Source organism: Aeromonas sanarellii (genome assembly GCF_000820085.1).
Taxonomy (GTDB): Bacteria; Pseudomonadota; Gammaproteobacteria; order Enterobacterales; family Aeromonadaceae; genus Aeromonas; species Aeromonas sanarellii.
The window spans coordinates 1-21,528 of sequence record NZ_CDBN01000077.1 but is presented as its reverse complement, the minus strand read 5'-3'; the positions used below and the strand labels follow the sequence as shown (position 1 = coordinate 21,528).

The following is a 21,528-nucleotide window of genomic DNA, read 5'->3' as shown; positions in this document are numbered from 1 at the left end:
GGAGCTAAATAGCTCCTCCCTCTTATGAAGGGGGAGGCTGGGAGGGGGTTGTGAATGCGACACTGCGCCGAATAACGAAAACGGTCATAAAACGAACGCGCCCCCGTGGCCAACGGACTAGCCAGAGAGGTATCCATGAACAAGATTTATCCCAGCGCCCAGGCCGCCCTCGGCGATCTGGTGCAGGACGGCATCACCATCGCCTCGGGGGGCTTCGGCCTGTGCGGCATCCCCGAGCGGCTGATCGAGGCGCTGCGCGAGACCGGCAAGCGCGGCTTCACCGTCATCAGCAACAACTGCGGGGTGGACGAGTTCGGCCTCGGGCCGCTGCTCTACAGCCGCCAGATCAGGAAGATGATCTCCTCCTACGTGGGGGGCAACAAGGAGTTCGAGCGCCAATATCTCGCCGGCGAGCTGGAGCTGGAGTTCACCCCCCAGGGCACGCTCGCCGAGAAGCTGCGGGCCGGCGGCGCCGGCATTCCCGCCTTCTTCACCAGGACCGGTTACGGGACCCTGATCGCCGAGGGCAAGGAGACCCGTCAGTTCGACGGCGAGTGGTACGTGATGGAGCGCTCCCTCACCGCCGATCTCGCCATCATCAAGGGCGCCAGGGCGGACAAGGCGGGCAACCTGATGTTCAACAAGACCGCCCGCAACTTCAACCCGCTCTGCGCCAAGGCGGGCCGGGTCTGCGTCGCCGAGGTGGAGGAGATCGTCGAGGTGGGGGAGCTGGCCCCGGACGAGATCCACCTGCCCGGCATCTATGTGCAGCGGCTGGTCCTGAACCCCAACCCCGAGAAACGTATCGAAGTGCGGACAGTGAGGAGTTAACCATGGCCTGGACCCGTGAAGAGATGGCGCAGCGCGCCGCAAGGGAGCTGCAGGACGGCTTCTATGTGAACCTCGGCATCGGCCTGCCGACCCTGGTGGCCAACTATATCCCGGAGGGGATGGAGGTGTGGCTGCAGAGCGAGAACGGCCTGCTCGGCATAGGCCCCTTCCCGAGTGAGGAGGAGCTGGATCCGGACCTCATCAACGCCGGCAAGCAGACCATCACCACCCTGCCCGGCAGCAGCTTCTTCGACAGCGCGGAGAGCTTCGGCATGATCCGCGGTGGCCACATCAACCTGGCGTTGCTCGGGGCCATGCAGGTGTCCGAGCGCGGCGATCTCGCGAACTGGATGATCCCCGGCAAAATGGTCAAGGGGATGGGGGGCGCCATGGATCTGGTGGCCGGGGTCAAGCGGGTGGTGGTGCTGATGGAGCACTGCGCCAAGAACGGTGAGCACAAGATACTGGAGTGGTGCAACCTGCCGCTGACCGGGGTCGGGGTGGTGGATCGCATCATCAGCGATCTCGCCGTGCTGGACGTCACCCCGCACGGCCTCAGGCTGGTGGAGCTGGCCCCCGGCATCGCATTCGAACAGTTGCAGGCCGCGACCGGCTGCGCCATCGCGCGCTGAGCGCGCGGTTTTCCGGCGGGGAAGGGGCCTGGCCTTTCCCCGCCGTTTTTATTTTCCTCGCCCCGTTTTCCTTCGCCCCGAACGCCCCTCCCACGCTACCTGACCCTGCCGCCCGACAGGGCTGATCGGCCCGGCATCGGGGCTGGTTGACACCGCTTTCAGCCCCCTTTGCCATCGCCCGACGGCGCTGTCACCAAATGAAAAGTGGCTGACGTTCAATGGCAAGCGTGGTCCCGGAGGGAGGCCTTACAGTCGACGCACAAGAAGAGAGAGACCGCGTCATCAGCGCGAGCGACACCCCGGGGCCGATGCAAAAACAGAGCTGCATCCAGGAGCCGAACAAGGCGGTGCGCCATAGCCAGGTCATCCCGCTTGCATCAATAAAAAAGCCAACGGAAACGGCGTTCAGACAGATAACAACAACGACATCAGATGACGACACTCGGAGAGACTGTAATGGATTACAAGCACACGAGTCATGGTTGCGGTGCCCTGCGCCTCAGCCTGCTGGCGACGGCCATCGCGGCCGCTCTCCTGCCCAGCGTTCAGGCGGTCGAGATCGACACGGACAGCGAAGAGTGGTCCGTGCGCTTCGACAACACCGGCAAATTCAACTACGGCGTGCGCACCGAGAGTGCGGACGACCGCATGCTGGCCACCCCCAACAACAACGACGGCGACTACAACTTCAAGGACGCCGGTGACACAGTCACCACCCGCTTCGATCTGCTGACCGAGCTGGACGTGGTGAACAAGGGCAACACAGGTTTTCGCGTCAGCGCCGCCAGCTGGTATGACTACGCCTATCGCGACGTGGGGGCCGATGACAACCCCTTCATCAACGGCAACAACGTCAGCTCCGGGATCGTCGGCCAGCCGCCCGTGGCGGCCAACCCTCACCTGAGCGACTATGCGAACCGCTACTACCACGGCCCCTCCGGCGAGATCCTCGACGCCTTCGTGTTCCACAGCATGGAGGTCGGCGAGGAGTCGCTGCTGAGCTTCAAGGTGGGCCAGCACAACGTCTACTGGGGGGAGACCCTGCTCAACCCGGTGCACTCCCTGAGCTACGGCCAGTCGGGCCTGGATCTCGCCAAGCTGGCGGCGTCCCCGGGCACCGAGGCGAAGGAGCTGTTCGTGCCGCGCAACCAGGTCTCCGCCTCCTTCACCCTGAACCCCGAGTGGACCTTCGCCGCCCAGTACTTCCTGGAGTGGGACGCCGCCCGCCTGCCGGAGGCCGGCACCTACTACGGCAGCTCGGATCTGGTGGGCTTCGGCGCCCAGTCCTTCCTGCTGGGGCACACCGGCGGGCCGGGTCTCGCCGGGCCGAACGGCACCCTGACCAACATCCGCCGCGGCACCGACATCGAGCCGGGCAAGCACGGCGACTGGGGCATCATGGCCAAGTGGTCCCCCGAGGCGCTGGACGCCACCCTGGGGGCCTTCTACCGCCGCACCGCGGACATCCTGCCCCAGGCGGTGCTGGATGCCCGCGGCATGACCATTCGCGGCGCCGCGCCGCTGCCGGGCGGCGCCATCCCCAACCTGCGCCAGTCCATCGCCACCACCAGCTACTCCCTGGCCTACGGCGAGAGCATCGACATCTTCGGCCTGAGCCTCTCCAAGGACATCGCCGGGGTGAGCGTGGGCAGCGATCTGAACTATCGCCACAAGATGCCGCTCGCCAGCATACCGGCGCTGCTCAGTGCCGCAGGGCCTGGTGGACTGGCCAATGGCTTCGGTGCCTTGCCCCCCCGCCACGCCGGTACCGGGGTGATCACCGATGATTCCGACGGCTACAGCGCCACCGGCGACACCCTGCACTGGACCCTGAACGGCCTGATGACCATGGCCGACACCCCGCTGTTCGACGGCGCCGCCCTGCTGGCCGAGCTCTACTACAGCAACCTGCTGAGCCTGGACGAGCACAACAAGGCGCTCTACAAGGGCGAGGAGAGCTACCAGGGCATCGACAAGCCGACCCGTGACAACTGGGGCCTGGCGGTCAACTTCACCCCCACCTGGTATCAGGTCTTCCCGGGCGTCGACATGACCATGCCGCTGTCGGTGAACTGGGGTCTGTCCGGCATCTCGCCGGTGCAGGCGGGCGGGGCGAAGGAGACCGGCAACTACGCGGTCGGCCTCGGCGCGACCATCTACAACCAGTACTTCGTCGATCTGAAGTACGTGGACTCCTTCGGCAAGTCCGCCGACTGTAACGATGGCGCCAGGGACGGGGCTACCCCCAACGCCCTGGACGGCGCCCAGCGCACCACCTGTTATGCCGGCGGCTACTCCTCCTTCTCCGGTGGCGGCGCCACCACGGAAGACAGGGGCGCCATCTACCTGACCCTGAAGACCACCTATTGAGTCAAGCGACCGAGTCGGAGAACGAGATGATGAAACCTACACAAACATTGCTGGCCCTCTCCCTCGCCCTGGCCTTTGCCGGCCAGGCCCAGGCGGCCGTTTCCGCGAGCGAGGCGGGCAAGCTCGGCACCAGCCTGACCGGGGTGGGCGCCGACGCGGCGGCCAACGCCGATGGCTCCATCCCCGCCTATACCGGCGGCCTGACCACACCGCCGGCTGGCTTCAAGGCGGGCGACAGCATGCGCCCTGACCCCTATGCGAGCGACAAGCCCCTGCTGGTGATCGACGGCAAAAACGCAGGCCAGTACAAGGGGGCGCTGACCGCCACCACGGCGGAGCTGCTCAAGCGCTTCCCTGACTTCCGGGTGGATGTCTACCCGACCCACCGCAGCGTGGCGCTGCCCAGGGAGGTGTTGGACAACACCAGGCTGAACGCCGTCAGCGCCCAGACCCTGGAGGGGGGGCTCGCGGTGGACAAGGTGCTGCCGGGCATTCCCTTCCCGATCCCGCAGACCGGGGCCGAGGCCATGTGGAACTTCCTGCTGCGCTATCAGGGGGTGAACATCGCCACCAAGTACGACTCCTGGAACGTCGATGCCGCAGGCACGGCGGCGCTCTCCACCACGGGGCAGGCGTTCATCAACTACGCCATCTACGAGGACATGAAGAAGCCCATCTCGGCCAAGGACACCTACTACCAGATGAAGCTTTACTACACCGGGCCCGCCCGCCGCGCCGGTGAAGCCATCATGCTGCGCGATGCCGCCAACCCCTTGGAGCAGCCGCGCAAGGCCTGGCAGTACCTGCCGGGGCAGCGCCGGGTCAAACTGGCGCCGAACCTGGCCTATGACACCCCGAACCCGGGCACCTCGGGCGCCGGCACCTATGACGACGTCTTCGTCTTCAACGGCGCGCTGGACCGCTTCGACTGGAAGCTGGTGGGCAAGCAGGAGATGATCGTTCCCTACAACACCTACAAGCTGACCTATGAGCCGAACGCCAAGGCGCTGACCACCCCGAACTTCCTGTCGCCGGATCACGTGCGCTGGGAGAAACACAGGGTCTGGGTGGTGGAGGGGACCCTCAAGGCCGGCGAGCGCCACATCTACGCCAAGCGTCGCTTCTACCTGGACGAGGACAGCTGGATGGCCCTGGCGTCCGATCAGTACGACGCCCGTGGTCAGCTCTATCGCGGCTCCTTCGCCTTCCTGAGCCAGAGCTACGACAAAGAGACCCCGGATGCTACCCCCTTCATGATCTATGACCTGGTGGCGGGCACCTACAACATCAACGGTGTGGTGGGCCCCCATGGCGGCATCAAGTATGGCGCCCCCCTGTCCAAGGCGAAGTGGTCGCCGGAGTCACTGGCGGGCGCCGGGATCCGCTAAGCGTTGATGATCTCCACTGACCTCCCTCCCGGCCACCCCCTTCGAAAGGGGGAGGCGTGAAGTGCTCCCTCCCCTTGCCAAGGGGAGGGCCGGGGTGGGGTTGTTGCGACCATCCGATGGGTTTTGAAGACAAGGAAGTGGTATGGGTTCATTCAACAAGTTGGCGCCCTGGCTGTGCGGCGCCCTGCTGATGGCAGGGCCCGCGCAGAGCGCGGAGACGATCACGGCGGCGACGGCCTATGTGGACGTGCTGGACTTGCCGGCCAAGCCGAGCGCCCTGGCCAAGCAGAGCCCCTTGCTGGATCTGGCCCGAGCCGGCAGCCGGCTGGTGGCGGTGGGGCAGCGGGGTCACATCCTCTACTCCGACGATGAAGGCAAGGGTTGGCAGCAGGCCAGGGTGCCGGTGAGCGTGGATCTCACCGCCGTCGCCTTCCCCAGCCCCGAGCAGGGCTGGGTCGTGGGCGGGGACGGGGTCGTGTTGCACAGCGCCGACGGCGGGGCCAGCTGGCAGAAGCAGCTGGATGGCCGCCAGATAGGCGAGCTGGTGCGCGCCTATTACGCCGAGAAAGCCAAGGCCGAACCGGACAACGAGCAGTGGGCCGCGCTCGTGGAGGAGGGGCAACGCCTTATCGAGGAGGGGGCGGACAAGCCGCTGCTCGACGTCTGGTTCGCCGACGACAGGGTCGGCTATGTGGTCGGGGTGTTCAACCTCATTCTGCGCACCGAGGATGGCGGCCAGCACTGGACGCCGATGCAGGATCGCACCGACAACCCGGACGGGCTCCACCTCAACGCCATCGCCCGGGCCGGGGAGAGCCTCTATCTCGCCGGCGAGCAGGGTCTGCTGCGCCAGTGGGATGAGGCGGCGCAACGTTTCGTGGCGCTGCCATCCCCCTACGAGGGGAGCTTCTTCGGCCTGATCGGCCGCCCCGGCGAGCTGCTGGTCTATGGCCTGCGCGGCCACGTCTATCGCAGCACGGACGGTGGCGCAAACTGGACTCAACTCGCCAGCAAGCTGCCCATCAGCATCAGTGCGGCGGTGCAGGATGCCGGGGGGCATGTCCGCCTCTTCACCCAGGCCGGCCACATGCTGCGGGTGAATGGGGATAGGCCTCTGCAACTGGTGGCCGAGGCGGAGCCCTCGCCGGTGGCGGGCGTCCTGTTGACGCCCCGTGGCACCCTGGCGCTGGTGGGTCACCGCGGCGTGCGCACCCTGGCGGTGAATTGAGGCCGTCACAGGCTTTGCCAAATCAGGCCGTCAGGATGACGGCCCCATCACGATAACGAGGATCCAGAGATGGGCCATGTGAAGCAAGATGCGATGCCGGTGATCCGCGAGCTGGCGGATTTCGATCGGCGCTCCGGCAACCTGCTGGAACGGCTGGTGTTCAACCACAGAGCCCTGTTCATGCTCTTTATGACGCTGGCGACCCTGGTGCTCGGCTATATGGCGACGACTCGCCTGGAGCTGCGCCCCAGCTTCGAGAAGATGATCCCCCAGAGCCAGCCCTACATCAAAAACTTTCTGGAGAACCGCCAGTCCCTGCGCGGCCTCGGCAACTCGGTGCGGGTGGTGGTGGAGAACACCCAAGGGGACATCTTCGATCCCGGTTATCTGAGCGTGCTCAAGCGGGTCAATGACGAGCTATTCCTCACCGAGGGGGTGGACCGCGCCTGGATGAAGTCCCTGTGGAGCCCGGCGGTGCGCTGGACCGAGGTGACGGAAGAGGGCTTCCAGGGCGGCCCCGTGATGCCGGACGCCTATCAGGGCAAGCCCGCCGACATCGAGCAGCTGCGCCAGAACATCCATCGGGCCGGCATCGTCGGCAGCCTGGTGGCGAGCGACTTTAAATCCAGCATGCTGATCGTGCCCCTGCTGGACAAGGCCTCGGCCACAGGCCAGCCCCTCAACTATCACGAGTTCTCCCAGCGCATCGAACAGCTGCGCAGCCAGATCGAGTTCGACGGCAAGCCCCACCAGGCGGGGGAGGAGGGGACGGGCAAGTACAAGATCCGGGTCATCGGCTTCGCCAAGCTGGTGGGGGATCTCATCGACGGCCTGATCCAGGTGATCATGTTCTTCGGCCTGGCGGTGGTGACCTCGCTGGCCATCATCTTCCTCTACACCCGCTGCGTGCGCAGCACCCTGCTGGTGGTGGGCTGCTCGCTGATCGCCGTGGTGTGGCAGCTCGGGCTGGTCGCCTGGCTTGGCTACGCCATCGATCCCTATTCGGTGCTGGTGCCCTTCCTCATCTTCGCCATCGGGGTCTCCCACGCGGCCCAGAAGATGAACGGTATCATGCAGGACATCGCCCGCGGCACCCATCGCCTGATCGCCGCCCGCTACACCTTCCGCCGCCTGTTCCTGGCCGGGGTCACGGCGCTGCTCGCCGATGCGGTGGGCTTCGCGGTGCTGATGCTGATCGACATCCCGGTCATTCAGGATCTTGCCATCACCGCCAGCATAGGGGTGGCGGTGCTGATCTTCACTTCCCTGCTGCTGATGCCGGTGGCGCTCTCCTTCGTGGGGGTCGGGCGCAAGGCGGCGGAGCGGGCCCTCAGGATCGACACCAACGCCGCCGCCAACCAGGGTTTCGGCAAGCTCTGGGCGCTGCTGGACTGCTGCACCGAGCGCAAGTGGGCCACCTTTGTGGTGGCGTTGGGTCTGGCCATGGGGATCGGCGGCTACCTGGTGAGCCTGAACCTGAAAGTCGGCGATCTGGACAGCGGGGCACCTGAGCTGCGGGCCGATTCGCGCTACAACAGGGACAACGGCTATATCACCAGCCACTATGCGCTCTCCAGCGATCTGTTCGCGGTGATGGTCAAGACGGCGCCGGAAGGTTGCCTCAACTATCAGACCCTGATCCTGGCGGATCGCCTGGGCTGGGAGCTGCAGCAGCACCCGGGGGTGCAGGCCACCAGCTCCCTGGTCAACGCGGTGCGCCAGATCACCGCCGGCACCTACGAGGGCAACCCCAGGCTCGCCAGCATACAGCGCAATCAGAACGTGTTGAACTACGCCGCCCAGCAGGCCTCGGTCAACAGCCCCGAGCTGTTCAACACCGACTGCTCCCTGATGCCGGTGATCGCCTACCTCAAGGATCACAAGGCCGAGACCCTGAGCGGCGTGGTGGCCATCGCCGATCGGTTCGCCCGGGAGAACTCGTCGTCGGATCGCCAGTTCCTGCTCGCCGCGGGCTCGGCCGGCATCGAGGCCGCCACCAACCTGGTGGTGCACGAGGCGAACCGCACCATGCTGCTCTACGTCTACCTGGCGGTGACCGTCTTCTGCCTCATCACCTTCCGCAGCTGGCGGGCGACCGTGGTGGCCCTGGTGCCGCTGATGCTCACCTCTGTGTTGTGCGAGGCGCTGATGGTAGCCATGGGGATAGGCGTCAAGGTGGCGACCCTGCCGGTGATCGCGCTCGGGGTCGGCATCGGCGTGGACTACGCGCTCTACCTGCTGAGCGTGCAGCTGCACTACCAGCGCCAGGGCATGTCGCTGGTGGAGTCCTACCGCAACGCAGTGGCCTTCACCGGCCGGGTGGTGGGGCTGGTGGGGATCACCCTGGCCGCCGGTGTGGTGGGCTGGGCCTGGTCACCGATCAAGTTCCAGGCGGATATGGGGATCCTGCTCACCTTCATGTTCCTGTGGAACATGCTGGGGGCGCTGATCGGGGTGCCGGCGCTCTCCTACTTCCTCTTGCGCGGCACCCGGCCCGCCCTGGCCGGGGAGAAGGGGGCAGAACCCAGTGCGAGCGCGCCCCAGGGGAGGATGGCGTCGCCACTGCCGGCCGATGCCCGCTAGGAAGCGGCAAGGGGCAACAGAGGGAGGCGTCAGGCCTCCCTCTTCTTTTGGACGTGATCTGCTGAGGGGCTGGGTGGGATGGCAACGGGATGCGGGAGTGTCGTGATGCAGGTTTCCAGCGTATCCCTTGCTTTGCTGTGGATGAGGAGTTCCCCATATGAGGAAAAGCGGAACGTAAAGAGGGAGGCTGATGCCTCCCTCTTTACGTCTGGCGAAGGGGAATGATGATCTAGCCGTAGGCCAGGCTGGTGCGCACGTTCTGGGCCGCCTTGGGCACTATCTTGTTGCGGGTGCGCCAGGTGGCCGGCGGCATGCCGAACTGGGCGTTGAACCAGCGGGTGAAGGAGCTCGGCATGGAGTAACCCAGCATGTCGGCGATGTGGCCCAGCGAATAGCCGGAGTTTTGCAGGTAGCGCATCACCAGGTCCCGGCGTACCTCGTTGACCAGCTCGCTGAAGGTGGCGCCGCTCTCCTCGAGGTGGCGCTGCAGGGTGCGCACGTTCATCCCCAGGGTGCGGGCGATCTGCTCTATGGTGGCGCGCCCCATGGGCAGCAGCAGGTAGATGGCCTTGCGCACGTCGGTGAGCAGGGATTGCTGGGTCTCCACCACCAGGGTGTCCAGGTACTGGCGCGCGTGGCGGGCCATGGCCTGGTTGGCCAGGGGATTGGGAACGTCCAGATCCGCGGCGTGGCAGACGATGCCGTTGAACTCGCTGCCGAACTCCAGCTTGCAGCCGAACAGCCGCTTGTGGATGGAGAGATCCGCCGGCGCGTCATGGGTGAAGTTGACGCTGATGGGATGCCAGTTGGCGCCGACCCCGACCTGGGAGGCGCAGAAACGGTACATGACGCCGACCGCGAGCTCCGTGGTCTGGCGCGACGGCATGGGGGTGTCGGTGATGATCTCCTCGCGGATGATGACCGTCTTGCCCGCCTCCTCGATGTAGATGGCCAGGGCGTTGTTGAACAGGTGGATGTACTGCACCATCACCTGCAGGGCCTCGCGCAGATTGGGCTGGTAGCTCAGCAGCAGGCTCACCTCGCCAAAATCCGACAGCTGGCGATGCTCTGCCATGCGCAGCCCCAGGCTCTGGCAGTCGCCGGTGCGGGCGGTGAGCTCCAGCAGGTTGATGATGGTGGCGACCGGGATGCGCTGATTCGGGACATCCAGTATGGAGGCGCTGAGCCCGGCCTGGGACAGCAGGCTGGGGGTGTTGAGGCCCAGTTGGCGGGCGACGTCGAGGTAGTTGGTGAGGGTAGCGGCTCTGGCAAGAAGGGTCATGATGCAGTTCCCATGGCGACAGCTCATCTGCTGGTTGTTAACCATTTATTATCATTTCGGCTACATCATGGGAAGGCTTATTAACTTATCTATTAGTCGCAGATCCCAGGGGGTGAGCTCGCTCACAGTCCGCTTCCGATGGCGTCCCGACCCCGTGATCGCCGCCTTGTCCGGCCGAGTCTCTGTCGCAAAAAGACAACTCCATGGCACCCAAGGTAAAGCAGCCGAATGGCGAGCCCCTTACTGTGGCTTCCATATCGGCCGGCTCTCGCCGGATAGCCAGGACAGGGGGAGTGAGATGAAACAAGGGCAACCCAGGGCCAGGGTGCTGATAGTGCCGGGCCTGCGCGATCACGTGGCGGATCACTGGCAGACCCTGCTCGCCGCCGAGCTGGAGCAGGTGGTCACCGTGCCGCCACTCACCTCGGACAAGCTGAGCTGCAAGGCCAGGGTCGAGGCCATCGAGGAGGCCCTCGCCGCCATCGAGGGGCCGGTGATCCTGGTGGCCCACAGTGCCGGGGTGCTGATGGTGGCCCACTGGGCTGCCCAGTACGGCGCAATCAGACAGCACAGGGTCCAGGGGGCCCTGCTGGTGACGCCACCGGATCTGGATGCCGACTGGCCGTCCCACTATCCCAGCAAGGAGGCCATGGCGGCCGGCGGCTGGCACCCCTTGCCGCGCACCGGGTTGCCGTTCCCGAGCCTGGTGGCCATGAGCCGGAACGATCCCCTGGCGAGTCCGGAGGCGGTCCGCGCCCTGGCCCGCGACTGGGGGAGCGAGCTCGTCGACGTCGGCGCCGTGGGGCACCTCAATCCGGCGAGCGGCTTCGGCCCCTGGCCAGAGGCCCGGGCGCTGCTGGCACGCTTCGAGCGCTGATCATCCCATTCAGGGGACGGAGTCTCCCCTGCAGTCCACAAGCCTGTGACCATGAACCGAAAGGAGTCCCTATGGTGAAGACCCGCATCATTGCGCCGGCAGAGGGCGCCCACGCCTATCCGCTGCTGATCAAGAGCCTGCTGCTGTCCGGGGGGCGTTATCACCCGGAGCGGGAGATCGTCTACGCAGACAGGCTGCGCTACGACTATCGCACCCTCAAGCAGCGCATCCACCGCCTCGCCAACCTGCTGACGGCGGCGGGAGTGGGCCCCGGCGACACCGTCGCCCTGCTGGACTGGGACAGCCACCGTTCCCTCGAGTGCTTCTTCGCGGTGCCCATGATAGGCGCCGTGCTGCACACGGTGAACGTGCGCCTCTCCCCCGAGCAGATCGCCTTCACGATGAACCACGCCGAGGATCACCTGGTGCTGGTGCACGACGACTTCCTGCCGGTGCTGGAAACCATCCAGCACCAGCTGCCCACGGTACGCGGCTATGTCCAGCTGACCGACGACAAAGCGACACCGACCCGCCTGCCGGTGCTGGGGGAGTACGAGACGCTGCTGGCCGGGGCGGGCGATCACTTCGACTTCCCCGACTTCGATGAACACTCGGTGGCGACCCTGTTCTACACCACGGGCACCACCGGGGATCCCAAGGGGGTCTATTTCAGCCACCGCCAGCTGGTGTTGCACACCCTCAACGAGCTGGGGACCCTGGCGGCCCATGCGGGACAGTCACTGCTCTGCTCCGACGATGTCTACATGCCCATCACTCCCATGTTCCACGTCCACGCCTGGGGCGTGCCCTATGTGGCGACCATGCTGGGGGTGAAGCAGGTCTATCCTGGCCGCTACGAGCCGAACAAGCTGGTACGCCTCTATCGGGACGAGGGGGTGAGCTTCTCCCACTGCGTGCCGACCATCTTGCAGATGATCCTCGATTGCGAGGAGGCCAAACAGACCTCGTTCGAGGGCTGGAAGATGCTGCTGGGGGGCAGTGCGCTGCCGCTCGGCCTCGCGGCCCAGGCCAGCCAGAAGGGGATCCGGGTGCACGCCGGCTACGGCATGTCGGAGACCTGCCCGCTCCTGTGCGTGGTGCACCTGACCGAGGCGGAGCTGGCGCTGCCCATGGCGGAGCAGTTGCCGCTGCGCATCAAGACCGGCAAGCCCATCGGCCTGGTGGATCTGCGCATCGTCGATCTGGCGGGCCGGGAGCTGCCCCACGACGGCGAGGCCATGGGGGAGATAGTGGTGCGCGCCCCCTGGCTGGTGCAGGGCTACCTGAAGGAGCCGGGCAAGGGGGCTGAGCTCTGGGACGGCGGCTGGCTGCACACCGGGGACGTGGCCTCCATCGATCCCCAGGGGACGGTGGAGATCAAGGACCGCATCAAGGACGTGATCAAGACCGGCGGCGAGTGGATCAGCTCGCTGGCGCTGGAGAACCTCATCAGCGCCCACGACGGGGTCCACTCGGTGGCCGTGGTGGGGGTACCCGACGAGCAGTGGGGGGAGCGCCCGCTGGCGCTGGTGGTCGGCAAGGAGGGAGTGAGCCTGGATCCCCAGGCCATCAAGACGCACCTGCAGGGGTTCGTGGAGAGCGGTTGCATCAACCGCTGGGCCATTCCCCGCCAGATCCGCATCGTACAGGAGATCCCCAGGACCAGCGTCGGTAAGGTGAACAAGAGGCTCATCCGGGAGCGGGAGCTCGGCGGGTCGGGGGGACACTGAGCCTCCCTCCGTCATACCTGAACCTGCCCCTAGGCCGCCCCCACTGTTTGAGGGGGCATATTGTTGGGACCAGAACGCTTGACTACGCTAATTGAGCCATTACATAAGAGGCGTGCGCTATGGGTAAACATCAGGTTCATCTTGTCAACGAAGAAGTGGATTTTCCCGCCAATGAACAGCTGGTCTCCACCACGGATCTGCAGGGGGTCATCACCTACGCCAATGATCACTTCTGTCGGGTGGCGGGATACAGCCGTGCGGAGATGATAGGGCAGCACCACAACATGGTGCGCCACCCGGACATGCCCAAGGCGGCCTTCGCCGATCTCTGGGGCAAGCTCAAACAGGGCAAACCCTGGCGCGGCATGGTGAAGAACCGCTGCAAGGATGGGCGCTACTACTGGGTCGATGCCTATGTCACCCCCATCTTCGAGCAGGGACGGATCAACGGCTACCAGTCGGTGCGCAGCCGCGCCACCCCCGAGATGAAGGAAGTGGCCGCCCGCACCTACGCCAGGCTGAAGGCGGTGGAGCGGGGGGAGCGCAAGGCGGGCCTGAGCCTGCGCCCCGTGCGCCCCGCGCTGGCCATCGTCGGCCTCTTGCTGATGCTGGCAGGGGGCGGCTATCTGATGGGGCCGTGGGCTCCCCTGTTCATGCTGCTGCCCATGGTGTGGCTGGGCCTTCTCTATCGCCACGCCCTCATCACCACCCCCCGCTATCTGCGCCAGCTGGCCGAGGAGTATGACAGCCTGACCCGGCTCATCTACTCGGGGGACGAGCCCAGCGCCATCGCCGATTTCCACATCAAGCTGCTGCAGGCCAGGATCCGCACCGTACTCGGGCGGGTGGACGATGCCACCCTCTCCCTGCAGGATCTGGCGGTGCACCTCAAGACCGCCTCCAGCGAGGCCAGCGCCGACATCGCCGAGCAGGACATCCAGACCCAGCAGGTGGCGACCGCCATCACCGAGATGGCGGCCACCGCCCACGAGATCGCCCGCAACATCCAGGAGACGGACAACCAGATCGCCCAGGCCAAGGCCCACTGCGAGAACACAGACCAGCAGCTGGAGGATACCCAGCAGAGGGTGACGGAGCTGGCGACCCAGGCAGAACATGCCTTCACGGCCGCGGTGGCACTGGCGGAGGAGTCGGATCGCATCGGAGTCCTGATGAGCGAGATCCAGGGCATCGCGGATCAGACCAATCTGCTGGCACTCAACGCCGCCATCGAGGCGGCGCGGGCCGGGGAGCAGGGGCGCGGTTTCGCGGTGGTGGCGGACGAGGTGCGCACCCTCTCCACCCGCACCCACAAGGCGACCGAGCAGATCCAGGGCAGCATAGGGCAGATCCAGCGCACCCTGAACAACTGGAAGGGGATGATGCAGCAGAACCTGCAGCAGACCCAGTCCTGCGTCGCCCTGACCCGGCAGGGATCGGAGAGCCTGCATCAGGTGCTGGCGGAGATAGAGCGGGTGGTCGACCTGTCGACCCAGATCTCGGCGGCGGCGGAGGAGCAGCAGGCGGTGGTCGAGGACATCAGCCGAAACGTCAACGTCATCTCCCAGCACTCCCACACCAACAGCAGCAAGATGCAGGACATGGACGCCTCGAGCGACATCCTGCTCACCAAGGCGCGCCAGCTCAAGTCCCTGGGGCAGACCTTCGGCTAGTCTCCATCCCCCTGAATGCAAAGAGGCCACCCCTGGGTGGCCTCTCTCTTGCGGGCGCGGGGCTCGCGGTGTTGGATGCGGGGCATGGCCCCCTCGGCCGGGCCCCCTCCGGCCATCGCGGCATCAGCCGGACTGTTCAGCCAGCGTCATGAGGCCGCCGCTCTTGTCGCAATACATGGCCCTGTCGGCCTGGATGAGCCACTGCTCCGGGCTCCAGTCTTGCTGGTACTGGCTGACCCCTATGCTGATCCCGACCCGCATGGGTTGATCACTCACCACGAAGGGGGCCTCCATGGCCTGGCGGATCACCCCGGTGACCGCCTCCGCCTGATGGGTGTCGTAGCCGGGCAGCAGCAGGATGAACTCGTCCCCCGCGAGGCGCGCGAAGAAGTGATGATGGCCGATGGCGTCGTGGATCCGCCGGGTCAGCTGACAGAGCAGCGCATCCCCCTGGCTGTGGCCGAAGTTGTCGTTGATGCGCTTGAAGTCATCGAGATCGCAAAACAGCAGGCAGCCCGGCTTGTCGCTCTGTACCTGCGTCTTCAACTGCTCCATCAGGCTCAGGCGATTGGGCAATCCGGTGAGGGGATCGCGCCGAGCCAGCTGCAGTATCTCCTGCTCCCGCTGCTTGCGCAGCGCCACCTCCCGGTAGAGCCGCTTGTTGTTGGCGAGCAGGTAGAGGGCGAGCAGCAGTATGATGGCGCCGGCTCCCAGGCTCAGCAAGAACCAGGGGCGCCAGAAGATCCACTGCTCGGACGGCACCCGGTAGAGGAAGCGGGTCAGGGACACCGGCCTGGCCACCAGCCCTATCTCGACCAGCTGCTGCATGATGTGGGCGAAGCGATCCGGATTCATATACCCGATCTCCACATAGAGCGGCTGGATCATCTCCTTGCTCATCTGCAACTCGTACTCCATGTGGGCTTGGCTGCGGTTGACACCATATTCGGTGCGCAGCAGGGCGATGGCCTCCTCGGGATGGGCGAGGGCGTAGCGCCACCCCTTGAGACTGGCGGCCCGAAAGCGCGCCACCCGATCCGGGTTGAGCTGTTCCTGCGTCTGGGTGGTGAAGAGGATGTCGCTGTAGAAGTCGATGCCGTAGTTGCGGGGATTGATGACGGAGACCGAGACGCCGCGCTCTTCCAGGTAGAAAGGCTCGTTGCTGAGGTAGGCGTTGAAGATGTCTATTTTGCCCTCGATCAGATCGTCGATGTTGACCGAGGTGGGCACCGGGATGAGCTGGCGCTCGTGCAGCCCCTGATAGTAGAGGGTGGCGAGCAGCTCGGCGTCCTGATGGCCGGGGAACATCATGATCCGTTTGCCACGCATGTCCGCAACGGTGAGAATGCCGCTGTCGCGACGGGCCAGGAAGATGGACGGGGAGTGCTGATAGACGCTGGCAAGTGCCAGCAGGGGTTCACCATTGGCGTAACTCGTCAGCACCTCGGTGTTGCCGACCCCGAAGTCGGCGCGGCCACTCAGCACCTCCTGGACCGGGCTTATCCCCTTGCCGCCCGGACGGATCTCGACATCCAGCCCGGCGTCGGCATAGTACCCCTTGGCCTTGGCCATGTGATAACCCACGAACTGGGGTTGGTGCAGCCAGCGCAACTGCAAGACCACCCGGTCCGGCAGCTCATGGGTGCGCTCACTGGCCAGGAGGGGGGAGGCGTAATTGATGCCAATCAACAACAGCCAAAACAGGCATTTTTTCATTCGTGCGATTCTTGTGCTGAGGGTCCATGGGGGATGGCCTGCAGGCCTGCATTCTAGTTGTTAACAAAATACATTCTAAAGGGTTATAGATGTACCGGATACAGTTGCAACACAAAGATTTCATGGTGATCAACAAGAGTCCAGGCCTTGGCATGCATGACGACGGCGGTGAGCCTGGCCTGGTCAGCCGGGTCAAGCAGGACACGGGGCTCACCCTCTATCCGGTCCACCGTCTGGACAAGATGACCTCGGGACTGGTGCTGCTGGCCCGCACGCCCGAGGCCAATCGTGCGCTCAGCATGGCCTTTGCGGCGAGGGAGGTGAGCAAGCAGTATCTGGCCCTCTCCGATCGCAAGCCGAAGAAGAAGCAGGGCTGGGTGAAGGGGGACATGGAGAAGGGGCGCGGTGGCAGCTGGATGCTGGTCCGCACCCTGAACAACCCCGCCATCAGCTGGTTCGATTCGGTGTCGGTGCGCGAGGGGCTGCGCCTCTATCGCATCAAGCCCCAGACTGGGAAGACCCACCAGATCCGGGTGGCCATGAAGAGCATCGGCGCCCCCATCCTCGGCGACGAGCGTTACGGCGGCACGGCGGCGGATCGCGGCTATCTGCACGCCTGGCGTCTCGCCTTCACCCTGGCGGGGGAGCCCTTCGATCTTGTCTGCCCGCCCGACGAGGGGGCGCAGTTTCTGCTACCCGAGCTGCACGCCGCCATCGCGGGACTTGGCGAGTGAGTGCCGCCGCGAAGGTGCCTGCCAGCGGCTGGATCCTGGCGGACTTTGACGACACCCTGGCGCCCGGTGACAGCCATGCCGGCCTGCTGCGCCATATCCTGCGCCGCCGTCTCTGGCCGCTGCTGCTGTGGCCGGTGATGGCGCTGGGCGGGCTTGTCTATCTGCTGCCAAGCCAGCGCCGACGCGGCATTTCGCTGATCTGGTGGGCTATCACCCTGGGGCTCTCGCCCCTGGCGTGGCGCCGACTGGTGCGGGAGTACTGCCTGACCCGGCCCGGCCTCTATCGGGAGGCGCGCGCCCTCTTGATGGGAGAGGGGCACCGCTGCTGGGTCATCTCCGCGAGCCCCCGCGCCCTGGTACGAGCCCAGCTCCATCGTCAACTGCCAAGGCTCCCCCATCGCATTCTGGGCTCACGCATGCACTATCGCCTCGGTGGTCTGGTGCCGCGTTGTTATTGCCACGGCAGGCACAAGTTGCAGCCCGAGCTCCTCACCCTGGACGCCGTGCTCACCCTGAGCGACAGCCTGCACGATCTGCCGCTGCTGGCGTTGGGGGAAGAGGCCTGGCTCGTTAATCCGACGCGCCGCCGTCTGCAACTGGCGCGGGCCCGCTTGCCCCACCTCAGGGTGAAAACCTGGCACCTGTAAGGCAAAGCTGACAGCCTTGTGGGGCGCCAAGGAGCGCAGCGCAAGGCTGGAACATGGTTGTCACACTTCATTTACATTTTTTGCCGCAGATCCCCGCCAAACTATCTGAATACCGCCTCTTCTCATCTTCGGCGCCCGCCTCTCTAATGAAACAAGTTGTTAACAAGGCCGTCTGGCTGCTGTCGAGCCATCCGGCGTGACCCATTTCGTTATCCGTTCATCGCAAGGAGCGCATCATGACGACCCCCTCTTCCCGTACTCACACCATCAACCCGCTTGGCACCGACGGGTTCGAGTTCGTCGAGTACACGGCGCCCGATGCCAAGGGCATTGATGCCCTCAAGGCGCTGTTCGTCTCCCTGGGCTTTGCCGAAGTGGCCAGGCACAGGCACAAGCAGTGCTGGCTCTATCGCCAGGGGGACATCAACTTCGTGGTCAATGCCGAGCCCCACTCCCAGGCGGAGGAGTTCGCCCGGGCCCACGGGCCGAGCGTCTGTGGCATGGCGTTTCGGGTGGCGGACGCGGGCCTCGCCCAGCAGTACGCCATCGCTCAGGGGGCCAAGCCGTTTGTGGGCAAGATAGGCCCCATGGAGCTCAACATCCCCGCCATCTACGGCATCGGCGAGAGCACGCTCTCCTTTGTGGACAGGTACGGCGAGCGGGGCTCCATCTATGATGTGGACTTCGTCTTCTACCCCGACTGGCAGGCGCGCATGGCCGAGGTGGATGCGGGGCTCTATGAGATCGATCACCTGACCCACAACGTCCATCGCGGCAACATGAACCTCTGGTCGAATTTCTACGAGCGGATCGGCAACTTCCGCGAAATCCGCTATTTCGACATCGAGGGCAAGCTGACCGGGCTGCATTCCCGCGCCATGACGGCGCCCTGCGGCAAGATCCGCATTCCCATCAACGAGTCGGCGGACGACAAGTCCCAGATCGAGGAGTACCTGCGCCAGTACAAGGGGGAGGGGATCCAGCACATCGCGCTCGCCTCCGCCGACATCTATCAGACCATCCGCACGCTCAGAGGGCGGGGGACCGGCTTTATGCCGACCCCGGACACCTACTACGAGAAGGTGGACAGCCGGGTGGCAGGACATCAGGAGGATCTGGCGGCACTGAAAGAGTTGCGCATCCTCATCGACGGCTCGCCGACGAAGGACGGCATCCTGCTGCAGATCTTCACCGACACCGTGATCGGCCCCGTCTTCTTCGAGATCATCCAGCGCAAGGGCAACGAGGGCTTTGGCGAGGGCAACTTCCAGGCATTGTTCGAATCCATCGAGCTGGACCAGATCCGCCGTGGCGTGCTGGATGGTGCCGAGCAGGGCCAGAGAAAGGGAGAACCGAACGATGCGTAACTGGATAAGCTTCCCCCATCGGGAGGGGACCCACTCCCGCCAGGCCCATGCCGATCTACCGGAGCAGGCCATCTACGAGCGCGAGCTGGGGCGTTCCGGCTTCTTCGGCCCCGCCACCCACATGCACCACAAGCACGCCCCCACCGACTGGAGCAACTGGGAGGGGCCGCTGCGGCCGCGGGCCTTCGATCTCAACGAGCTGCAGGATGAGGTGAACTCCCTCTCCCCCTGGGTGATGCCGGACATCCTCAGCAATCCCCATTGCCGCTACCGGATCTGGCGCCTGCATGAGCCCATGCCGTTCCTGGTGCGCAACGCCGACGGGGACGAGTTGCTGTTCATCCACGAGGGGGGCGGCGAGTTCTACTGCGACTACGGCCATCTCACGTTGAAAGATGGGGACTATGTGGTGATCCCCCGTGGCACCATGTGGCGCATCGAGCCCACAGCCCCCCTGTTCATCCTGATGATCGAGGCGACGGATGACAGCTACCAGCTGCCGGACAAGGGGCTGGTGGGCAACCACGCCATCTTCGATCCGGCGGCGCTGGACGTGCCCGCCATCAACGAGCGTTTCCTAGCTCAGCAGGACGAGAACCCCTGGTCGCTGCAGATCAAGCGCCACAACCAGGTCTCGGTCGTCACCTGGCCCTTCAACCCCCTGGATGCCCAGGGCTGGCACGGGGACTTGTGCGTGGTGCGCCTCAACTGGCGGGACATCCGTCCCCTGATGAGCCACCGCTACCATCTGCCCCCCTCGGCCCACTCCACCTTCGTGACGAGCCGCTTTGTCATCTGCACCTTCGTGCCGCGCCCCATAGAGAGCGATCCCGGCGCCTTGCGGGTGCCCTTCTATCACAGCAACGACGATTTCGACGAGGTGCTCTTCTACCACGCCGGGGACTTCTTCAGCCGGGACAACATCGAGCGGGGCATGGTCACCTTCCATCCCGCCGGCTTCACCCACGGCCCCCATCCCAAGGCGTTTGCGGCAGGGCTGGCCCATGCCAAGACCTTCACCGACGAGGTGGCGGTGATGCTCGATACCCGGGACGCCCTGGCCGTCGGCCAGCTAGGCGAGAAGGTCGAGAACCTCCAGTATGTCTCCAGCTGGCAGCGGCCAGAGACCAGCGGCAAATAAGGAATTCCACATGAAATTGGCAACCCTGAACAACGGCAGCCGCGACGGCGCCCTGATGGTGGTGAGCCGGGATCTTTCCCGCGCCGTGCACGTGCCGGCCATCGCCCCCACCCTGCAAGGGGCTCTGGACGCCTGGGACGAGGTGGCGCCACGACTGGCAAGCGTCTATCAGGAGCTCAACGACGGCACCTGCCCGGATGCCTTCCCCTTCGATGAGGGAGCCTGCCTCTCCCCGCTGCCTCGCGCCTACCAGTGGCTGGATGGCAGCGCCTACGTCAACCACGTGGAGCTGGTGCGCAAGGCCCGCGGCGCCGAGATGCCGGACAGCTTCTGGCACGATCCCCTGATGTACCAGGGAGGCTCGGATACATTCCTGGCTCCGCGCGGTCCCATCGTCATGGGTTCCGAGGCGTGGGGCATCGATTTCGAATCGGAAGTGGCCGTCATCACGGACGACGTGCCCATGGGGACGAGCCCGCAAGAGGCGGCCGGCCACATCAAGCTCTTGATGCTGGTCAACGACGTGAGCCTGCGCAACCTCATCCCGGGGGAGCTGGCCAAGGGGTTCGGCTTCTTCCAGTCCAAGCCCTCCAGCAGCTTCTCGCCGGTGGCCATCACACCGGACGAGCTCGGCGGCGACTGGCGCGATGGCAAGGTGCACCTGCCCCTGGTGACACACCTCAACGGCGCCCTGTTCGGGCAGCCCAACGCCGGGGTGGACATGACCTTCAACTTCTATGAGCTCATCGCCCACGCCACCAAGACCCGGTCCCTAGGAGCGGGCAGCATCATCGGCTCGGGTACCGTCTCCAATTACGACAGAAGCCTTGGCTCATCCTGCCTTGCCGAGCTGCGGATGCTGGAAATTATCGAGTCGGGTCAAGCCACTACACCCTTCCTGCGCTTTGGTGATACAGTGTCCATCGCGATGCAGGATCGCAATGGACTGAATCTGTTTGGCACCATTTTGCAGCGGGTCATGCCGGCGGACGCCAGCCAGACACAGTGAGAGGATCGGCGGGGACAGGGGCTGGCGAGCGGCAGGTGTCCTTGCACCTGCCAACACAGGGACAGACTATGTTGCAGTTGTTTGGATATTGGCGGTCATCGGCAAGTTATCGGGTGCGGATCGTGATGCAGCTCAAGGGGCTCGATTATGAGCAGCATCCGATCAATCTGCGGCAGGGAGAGCAGCGGGAGAAGGCCTATCGCCGGATCAACCCCCAGGGGCTGGTGCCGTTTCTGGTGGACGGCGAGGTACAGGTGGGTCAGTCGGTGGCCATCATGGAGTATCTCGACGAGACCTACCCCGCCCACCCCCTGATGCCG

At 65.1% G+C, this 21,528-nt stretch carries 17 protein-coding genes; 15 read left to right on the top strand and 2 right to left on the bottom strand.

The features are described 5' to 3' along the window. The first annotated feature begins 135 nt into the window (after window positions 1-135). The 6 genes from BN1132_RS14870 to BN1132_RS14845 all read left to right on the top strand — a co-directional run bounded on the left by BN1132_RS14870 (window position 136) and on the right by BN1132_RS14845 (window position 9,032). A complete protein-coding gene (locus tag BN1132_RS14870) occupies window positions 136-831 on the top strand; it encodes a CoA transferase subunit A (protein WP_042078517.1) in 696 nt (231 codons plus the stop codon). A 2-nt stretch (window positions 832-833) separates the two neighbouring features. Continuing rightward, a complete protein-coding gene (locus BN1132_RS14865; RefSeq protein ID WP_042078516.1) occupies window positions 834-1,463 on the top strand; it encodes a CoA transferase subunit B in 630 nt (209 codons plus the stop codon). 456 nt (window positions 1,464-1,919) lie between these two features. Continuing rightward, window positions 1,920-3,833: a DUF1302 domain-containing protein gene (locus tag BN1132_RS14860; RefSeq protein WP_042078515.1), complete on the top strand. Its 1,914-nt coding sequence runs from the start codon at window positions 1,920-1,922 to the stop codon at window positions 3,831-3,833. Between the two features lie 29 nt (window positions 3,834-3,862). Next, window positions 3,863-5,221, top strand: a complete 1,359-nt coding sequence (locus tag BN1132_RS14855; protein WP_042078587.1) for a DUF1329 domain-containing protein — start codon at window positions 3,863-3,865, stop codon at window positions 5,219-5,221. A gap of 142 nt (window positions 5,222-5,363) precedes the next feature. After that, on the top strand, window positions 5,364-6,449 hold the full coding sequence (locus BN1132_RS14850) for a WD40/YVTN/BNR-like repeat-containing protein (protein WP_052447028.1): 1,086 nt from the start codon (window positions 5,364-5,366) through the stop codon (window positions 6,447-6,449). Window positions 6,450-6,518: 69 nt separating this feature from the next. Then, window positions 6,519-9,032, top strand: a complete 2,514-nt coding sequence (locus BN1132_RS14845) for an efflux RND transporter permease subunit (protein WP_042078514.1) — start codon at window positions 6,519-6,521, stop codon at window positions 9,030-9,032. A 229-nt stretch (window positions 9,033-9,261) separates the two neighbouring features. Here the strand turns inward: BN1132_RS14845 and BN1132_RS14840 are convergent, their stop codons facing one another. Beyond that, window positions 9,262-10,314, bottom strand: a complete 1,053-nt coding sequence (locus BN1132_RS14840; protein WP_042078585.1) for an AraC family transcriptional regulator — start codon at window positions 10,312-10,314, stop codon at window positions 9,262-9,264. Between the two features lie 298 nt (window positions 10,315-10,612). On the opposite strand from BN1132_RS14840, the gene BN1132_RS14835 reads away from it, so the two are divergent. The 3 genes from BN1132_RS14835 (at window position 10,613) to BN1132_RS14825 (ending at window position 14,594) form a co-directional block, all read left to right on the top strand. After that, the gene (locus BN1132_RS14835) at window positions 10,613-11,191 is read left to right on the top strand and encodes an RBBP9/YdeN family alpha/beta hydrolase (RefSeq protein ID WP_042078513.1); all 579 of its coding nucleotides are present in this window, start codon (window positions 10,613-10,615) and stop codon (window positions 11,189-11,191) included. A 71-nt stretch (window positions 11,192-11,262) separates the two neighbouring features. Further along, window positions 11,263-12,921: a fatty acid--CoA ligase gene (locus BN1132_RS14830; RefSeq protein WP_042078512.1), complete on the top strand. Its 1,659-nt coding sequence runs from the start codon at window positions 11,263-11,265 to the stop codon at window positions 12,919-12,921. Window positions 12,922-13,040: 119 nt separating this feature from the next. After that, on the top strand, window positions 13,041-14,594 hold the full coding sequence (locus BN1132_RS14825) for a methyl-accepting chemotaxis protein (RefSeq protein WP_042078511.1): 1,554 nt from the start codon (window positions 13,041-13,043) through the stop codon (window positions 14,592-14,594). Window positions 14,595-14,717: 123 nt separating this feature from the next. Here BN1132_RS14825 and BN1132_RS14820 read toward each other — a convergent pair whose 3' ends face one another. Beyond that, window positions 14,718-16,310 (bottom strand): GGDEF domain-containing protein, encoded by a 1,593-nt coding sequence (locus BN1132_RS14820; RefSeq protein WP_042078509.1) that lies wholly within the window; start codon window positions 16,308-16,310, stop codon window positions 14,718-14,720. Between the two features lie 89 nt (window positions 16,311-16,399). Here BN1132_RS14820 and BN1132_RS14815 point away from each other — a divergent pair, with 89 nt between their 5' ends. The 6 genes from BN1132_RS14815 to BN1132_RS14790 all read left to right on the top strand — a co-directional run. Continuing rightward, a complete protein-coding gene (locus BN1132_RS14815) occupies window positions 16,400-17,044 on the top strand; it encodes a TIGR01621 family pseudouridine synthase (protein ID WP_042078508.1) in 645 nt (214 codons plus the stop codon). Continuing rightward, window positions 17,041-17,691, top strand: coding sequence for an HAD family hydrolase (locus BN1132_RS14810; RefSeq protein WP_042078507.1), 651 nt, complete (start codon window positions 17,041-17,043; stop codon window positions 17,689-17,691). Before BN1132_RS14815 ends, BN1132_RS14810 begins: the two co-directional genes overlap by 4 nt. 236 nt (window positions 17,692-17,927) lie before the next feature. Then, window positions 17,928-19,058 carry a 4-hydroxyphenylpyruvate dioxygenase gene (gene hppD, locus BN1132_RS14805; RefSeq protein WP_042078506.1) on the top strand — a complete coding sequence of 377 codons (1,131 nt, stop codon included), beginning with the start codon at window positions 17,928-17,930 and terminating at the stop codon, window positions 19,056-19,058. Beyond that, a complete protein-coding gene (locus tag BN1132_RS14800; RefSeq protein ID WP_042078505.1) occupies window positions 19,051-20,199 on the top strand; it encodes a homogentisate 1,2-dioxygenase in 1,149 nt (382 codons plus the stop codon). The genes hppD and BN1132_RS14800 overlap by 8 nt, the downstream gene beginning before the upstream one ends. Window positions 20,200-20,209: 10 nt before the next feature. After that, window positions 20,210-21,208 (top strand): fumarylacetoacetate hydrolase family protein, encoded by a 999-nt coding sequence (locus BN1132_RS14795; RefSeq protein ID WP_042078504.1) that lies wholly within the window; start codon window positions 20,210-20,212, stop codon window positions 21,206-21,208. A 68-nt stretch (window positions 21,209-21,276) separates the two neighbouring features. Further along, window positions 21,277-21,528 (top strand): glutathione S-transferase N-terminal domain-containing protein (locus BN1132_RS14790; protein ID WP_042078583.1); only part of this gene is annotated, 252 nt, incomplete at its 3' end.

What these genes read in the sequence shown, in the direction of transcription:
- BN1132_RS14840 (WP_042078585.1), bottom strand. Translation starts at nt 10,314, where the DNA reads ATGACCCTTCTTGCCAGAGCCGCTACCCTCACCAACTACCTCGACGTC.
- BN1132_RS14825 (WP_042078511.1), top strand. Translation starts at nt 13,041, where the DNA reads ATGGGTAAACATCAGGTTCATCTTGTCAACGAAGAAGTGGATTTTCCC.
- BN1132_RS14795 (WP_042078504.1), top strand. Translation starts at nt 20,210, where the DNA reads ATGAAATTGGCAACCCTGAACAACGGCAGCCGCGACGGCGCCCTGATG.
- BN1132_RS14845 (WP_042078514.1), top strand. Translation starts at nt 6,519, where the DNA reads ATGGGCCATGTGAAGCAAGATGCGATGCCGGTGATCCGCGAGCTGGCG.
- BN1132_RS14830 (WP_042078512.1), top strand. Translation starts at nt 11,263, where the DNA reads ATGGTGAAGACCCGCATCATTGCGCCGGCAGAGGGCGCCCACGCCTAT.
- BN1132_RS14850 (WP_052447028.1), top strand. Translation starts at nt 5,364, where the DNA reads ATGGGTTCATTCAACAAGTTGGCGCCCTGGCTGTGCGGCGCCCTGCTG.
- hppD (WP_042078506.1), top strand. Translation starts at nt 17,928, where the DNA reads ATGACGACCCCCTCTTCCCGTACTCACACCATCAACCCGCTTGGCACC.
- BN1132_RS14835 (WP_042078513.1), top strand. Translation starts at nt 10,613, where the DNA reads ATGAAACAAGGGCAACCCAGGGCCAGGGTGCTGATAGTGCCGGGCCTG.
- BN1132_RS14800 (WP_042078505.1), top strand. Translation starts at nt 19,051, where the DNA reads ATGCGTAACTGGATAAGCTTCCCCCATCGGGAGGGGACCCACTCCCGC.
- BN1132_RS14870 (WP_042078517.1), top strand. Translation starts at nt 136, where the DNA reads ATGAACAAGATTTATCCCAGCGCCCAGGCCGCCCTCGGCGATCTGGTG.
- BN1132_RS14815 (WP_042078508.1), top strand. Translation starts at nt 16,400, where the DNA reads ATGTACCGGATACAGTTGCAACACAAAGATTTCATGGTGATCAACAAG.
- BN1132_RS14855 (WP_042078587.1), top strand. Translation starts at nt 3,863, where the DNA reads ATGAAACCTACACAAACATTGCTGGCCCTCTCCCTCGCCCTGGCCTTT.
- BN1132_RS14820 (WP_042078509.1), bottom strand. Translation starts at nt 16,310, where the DNA reads ATGAAAAAATGCCTGTTTTGGCTGTTGTTGATTGGCATCAATTACGCC.
- BN1132_RS14865 (WP_042078516.1), top strand. Translation starts at nt 834, where the DNA reads ATGGCCTGGACCCGTGAAGAGATGGCGCAGCGCGCCGCAAGGGAGCTG.
- BN1132_RS14860 (WP_042078515.1), top strand. Translation starts at nt 1,920, where the DNA reads ATGGATTACAAGCACACGAGTCATGGTTGCGGTGCCCTGCGCCTCAGC.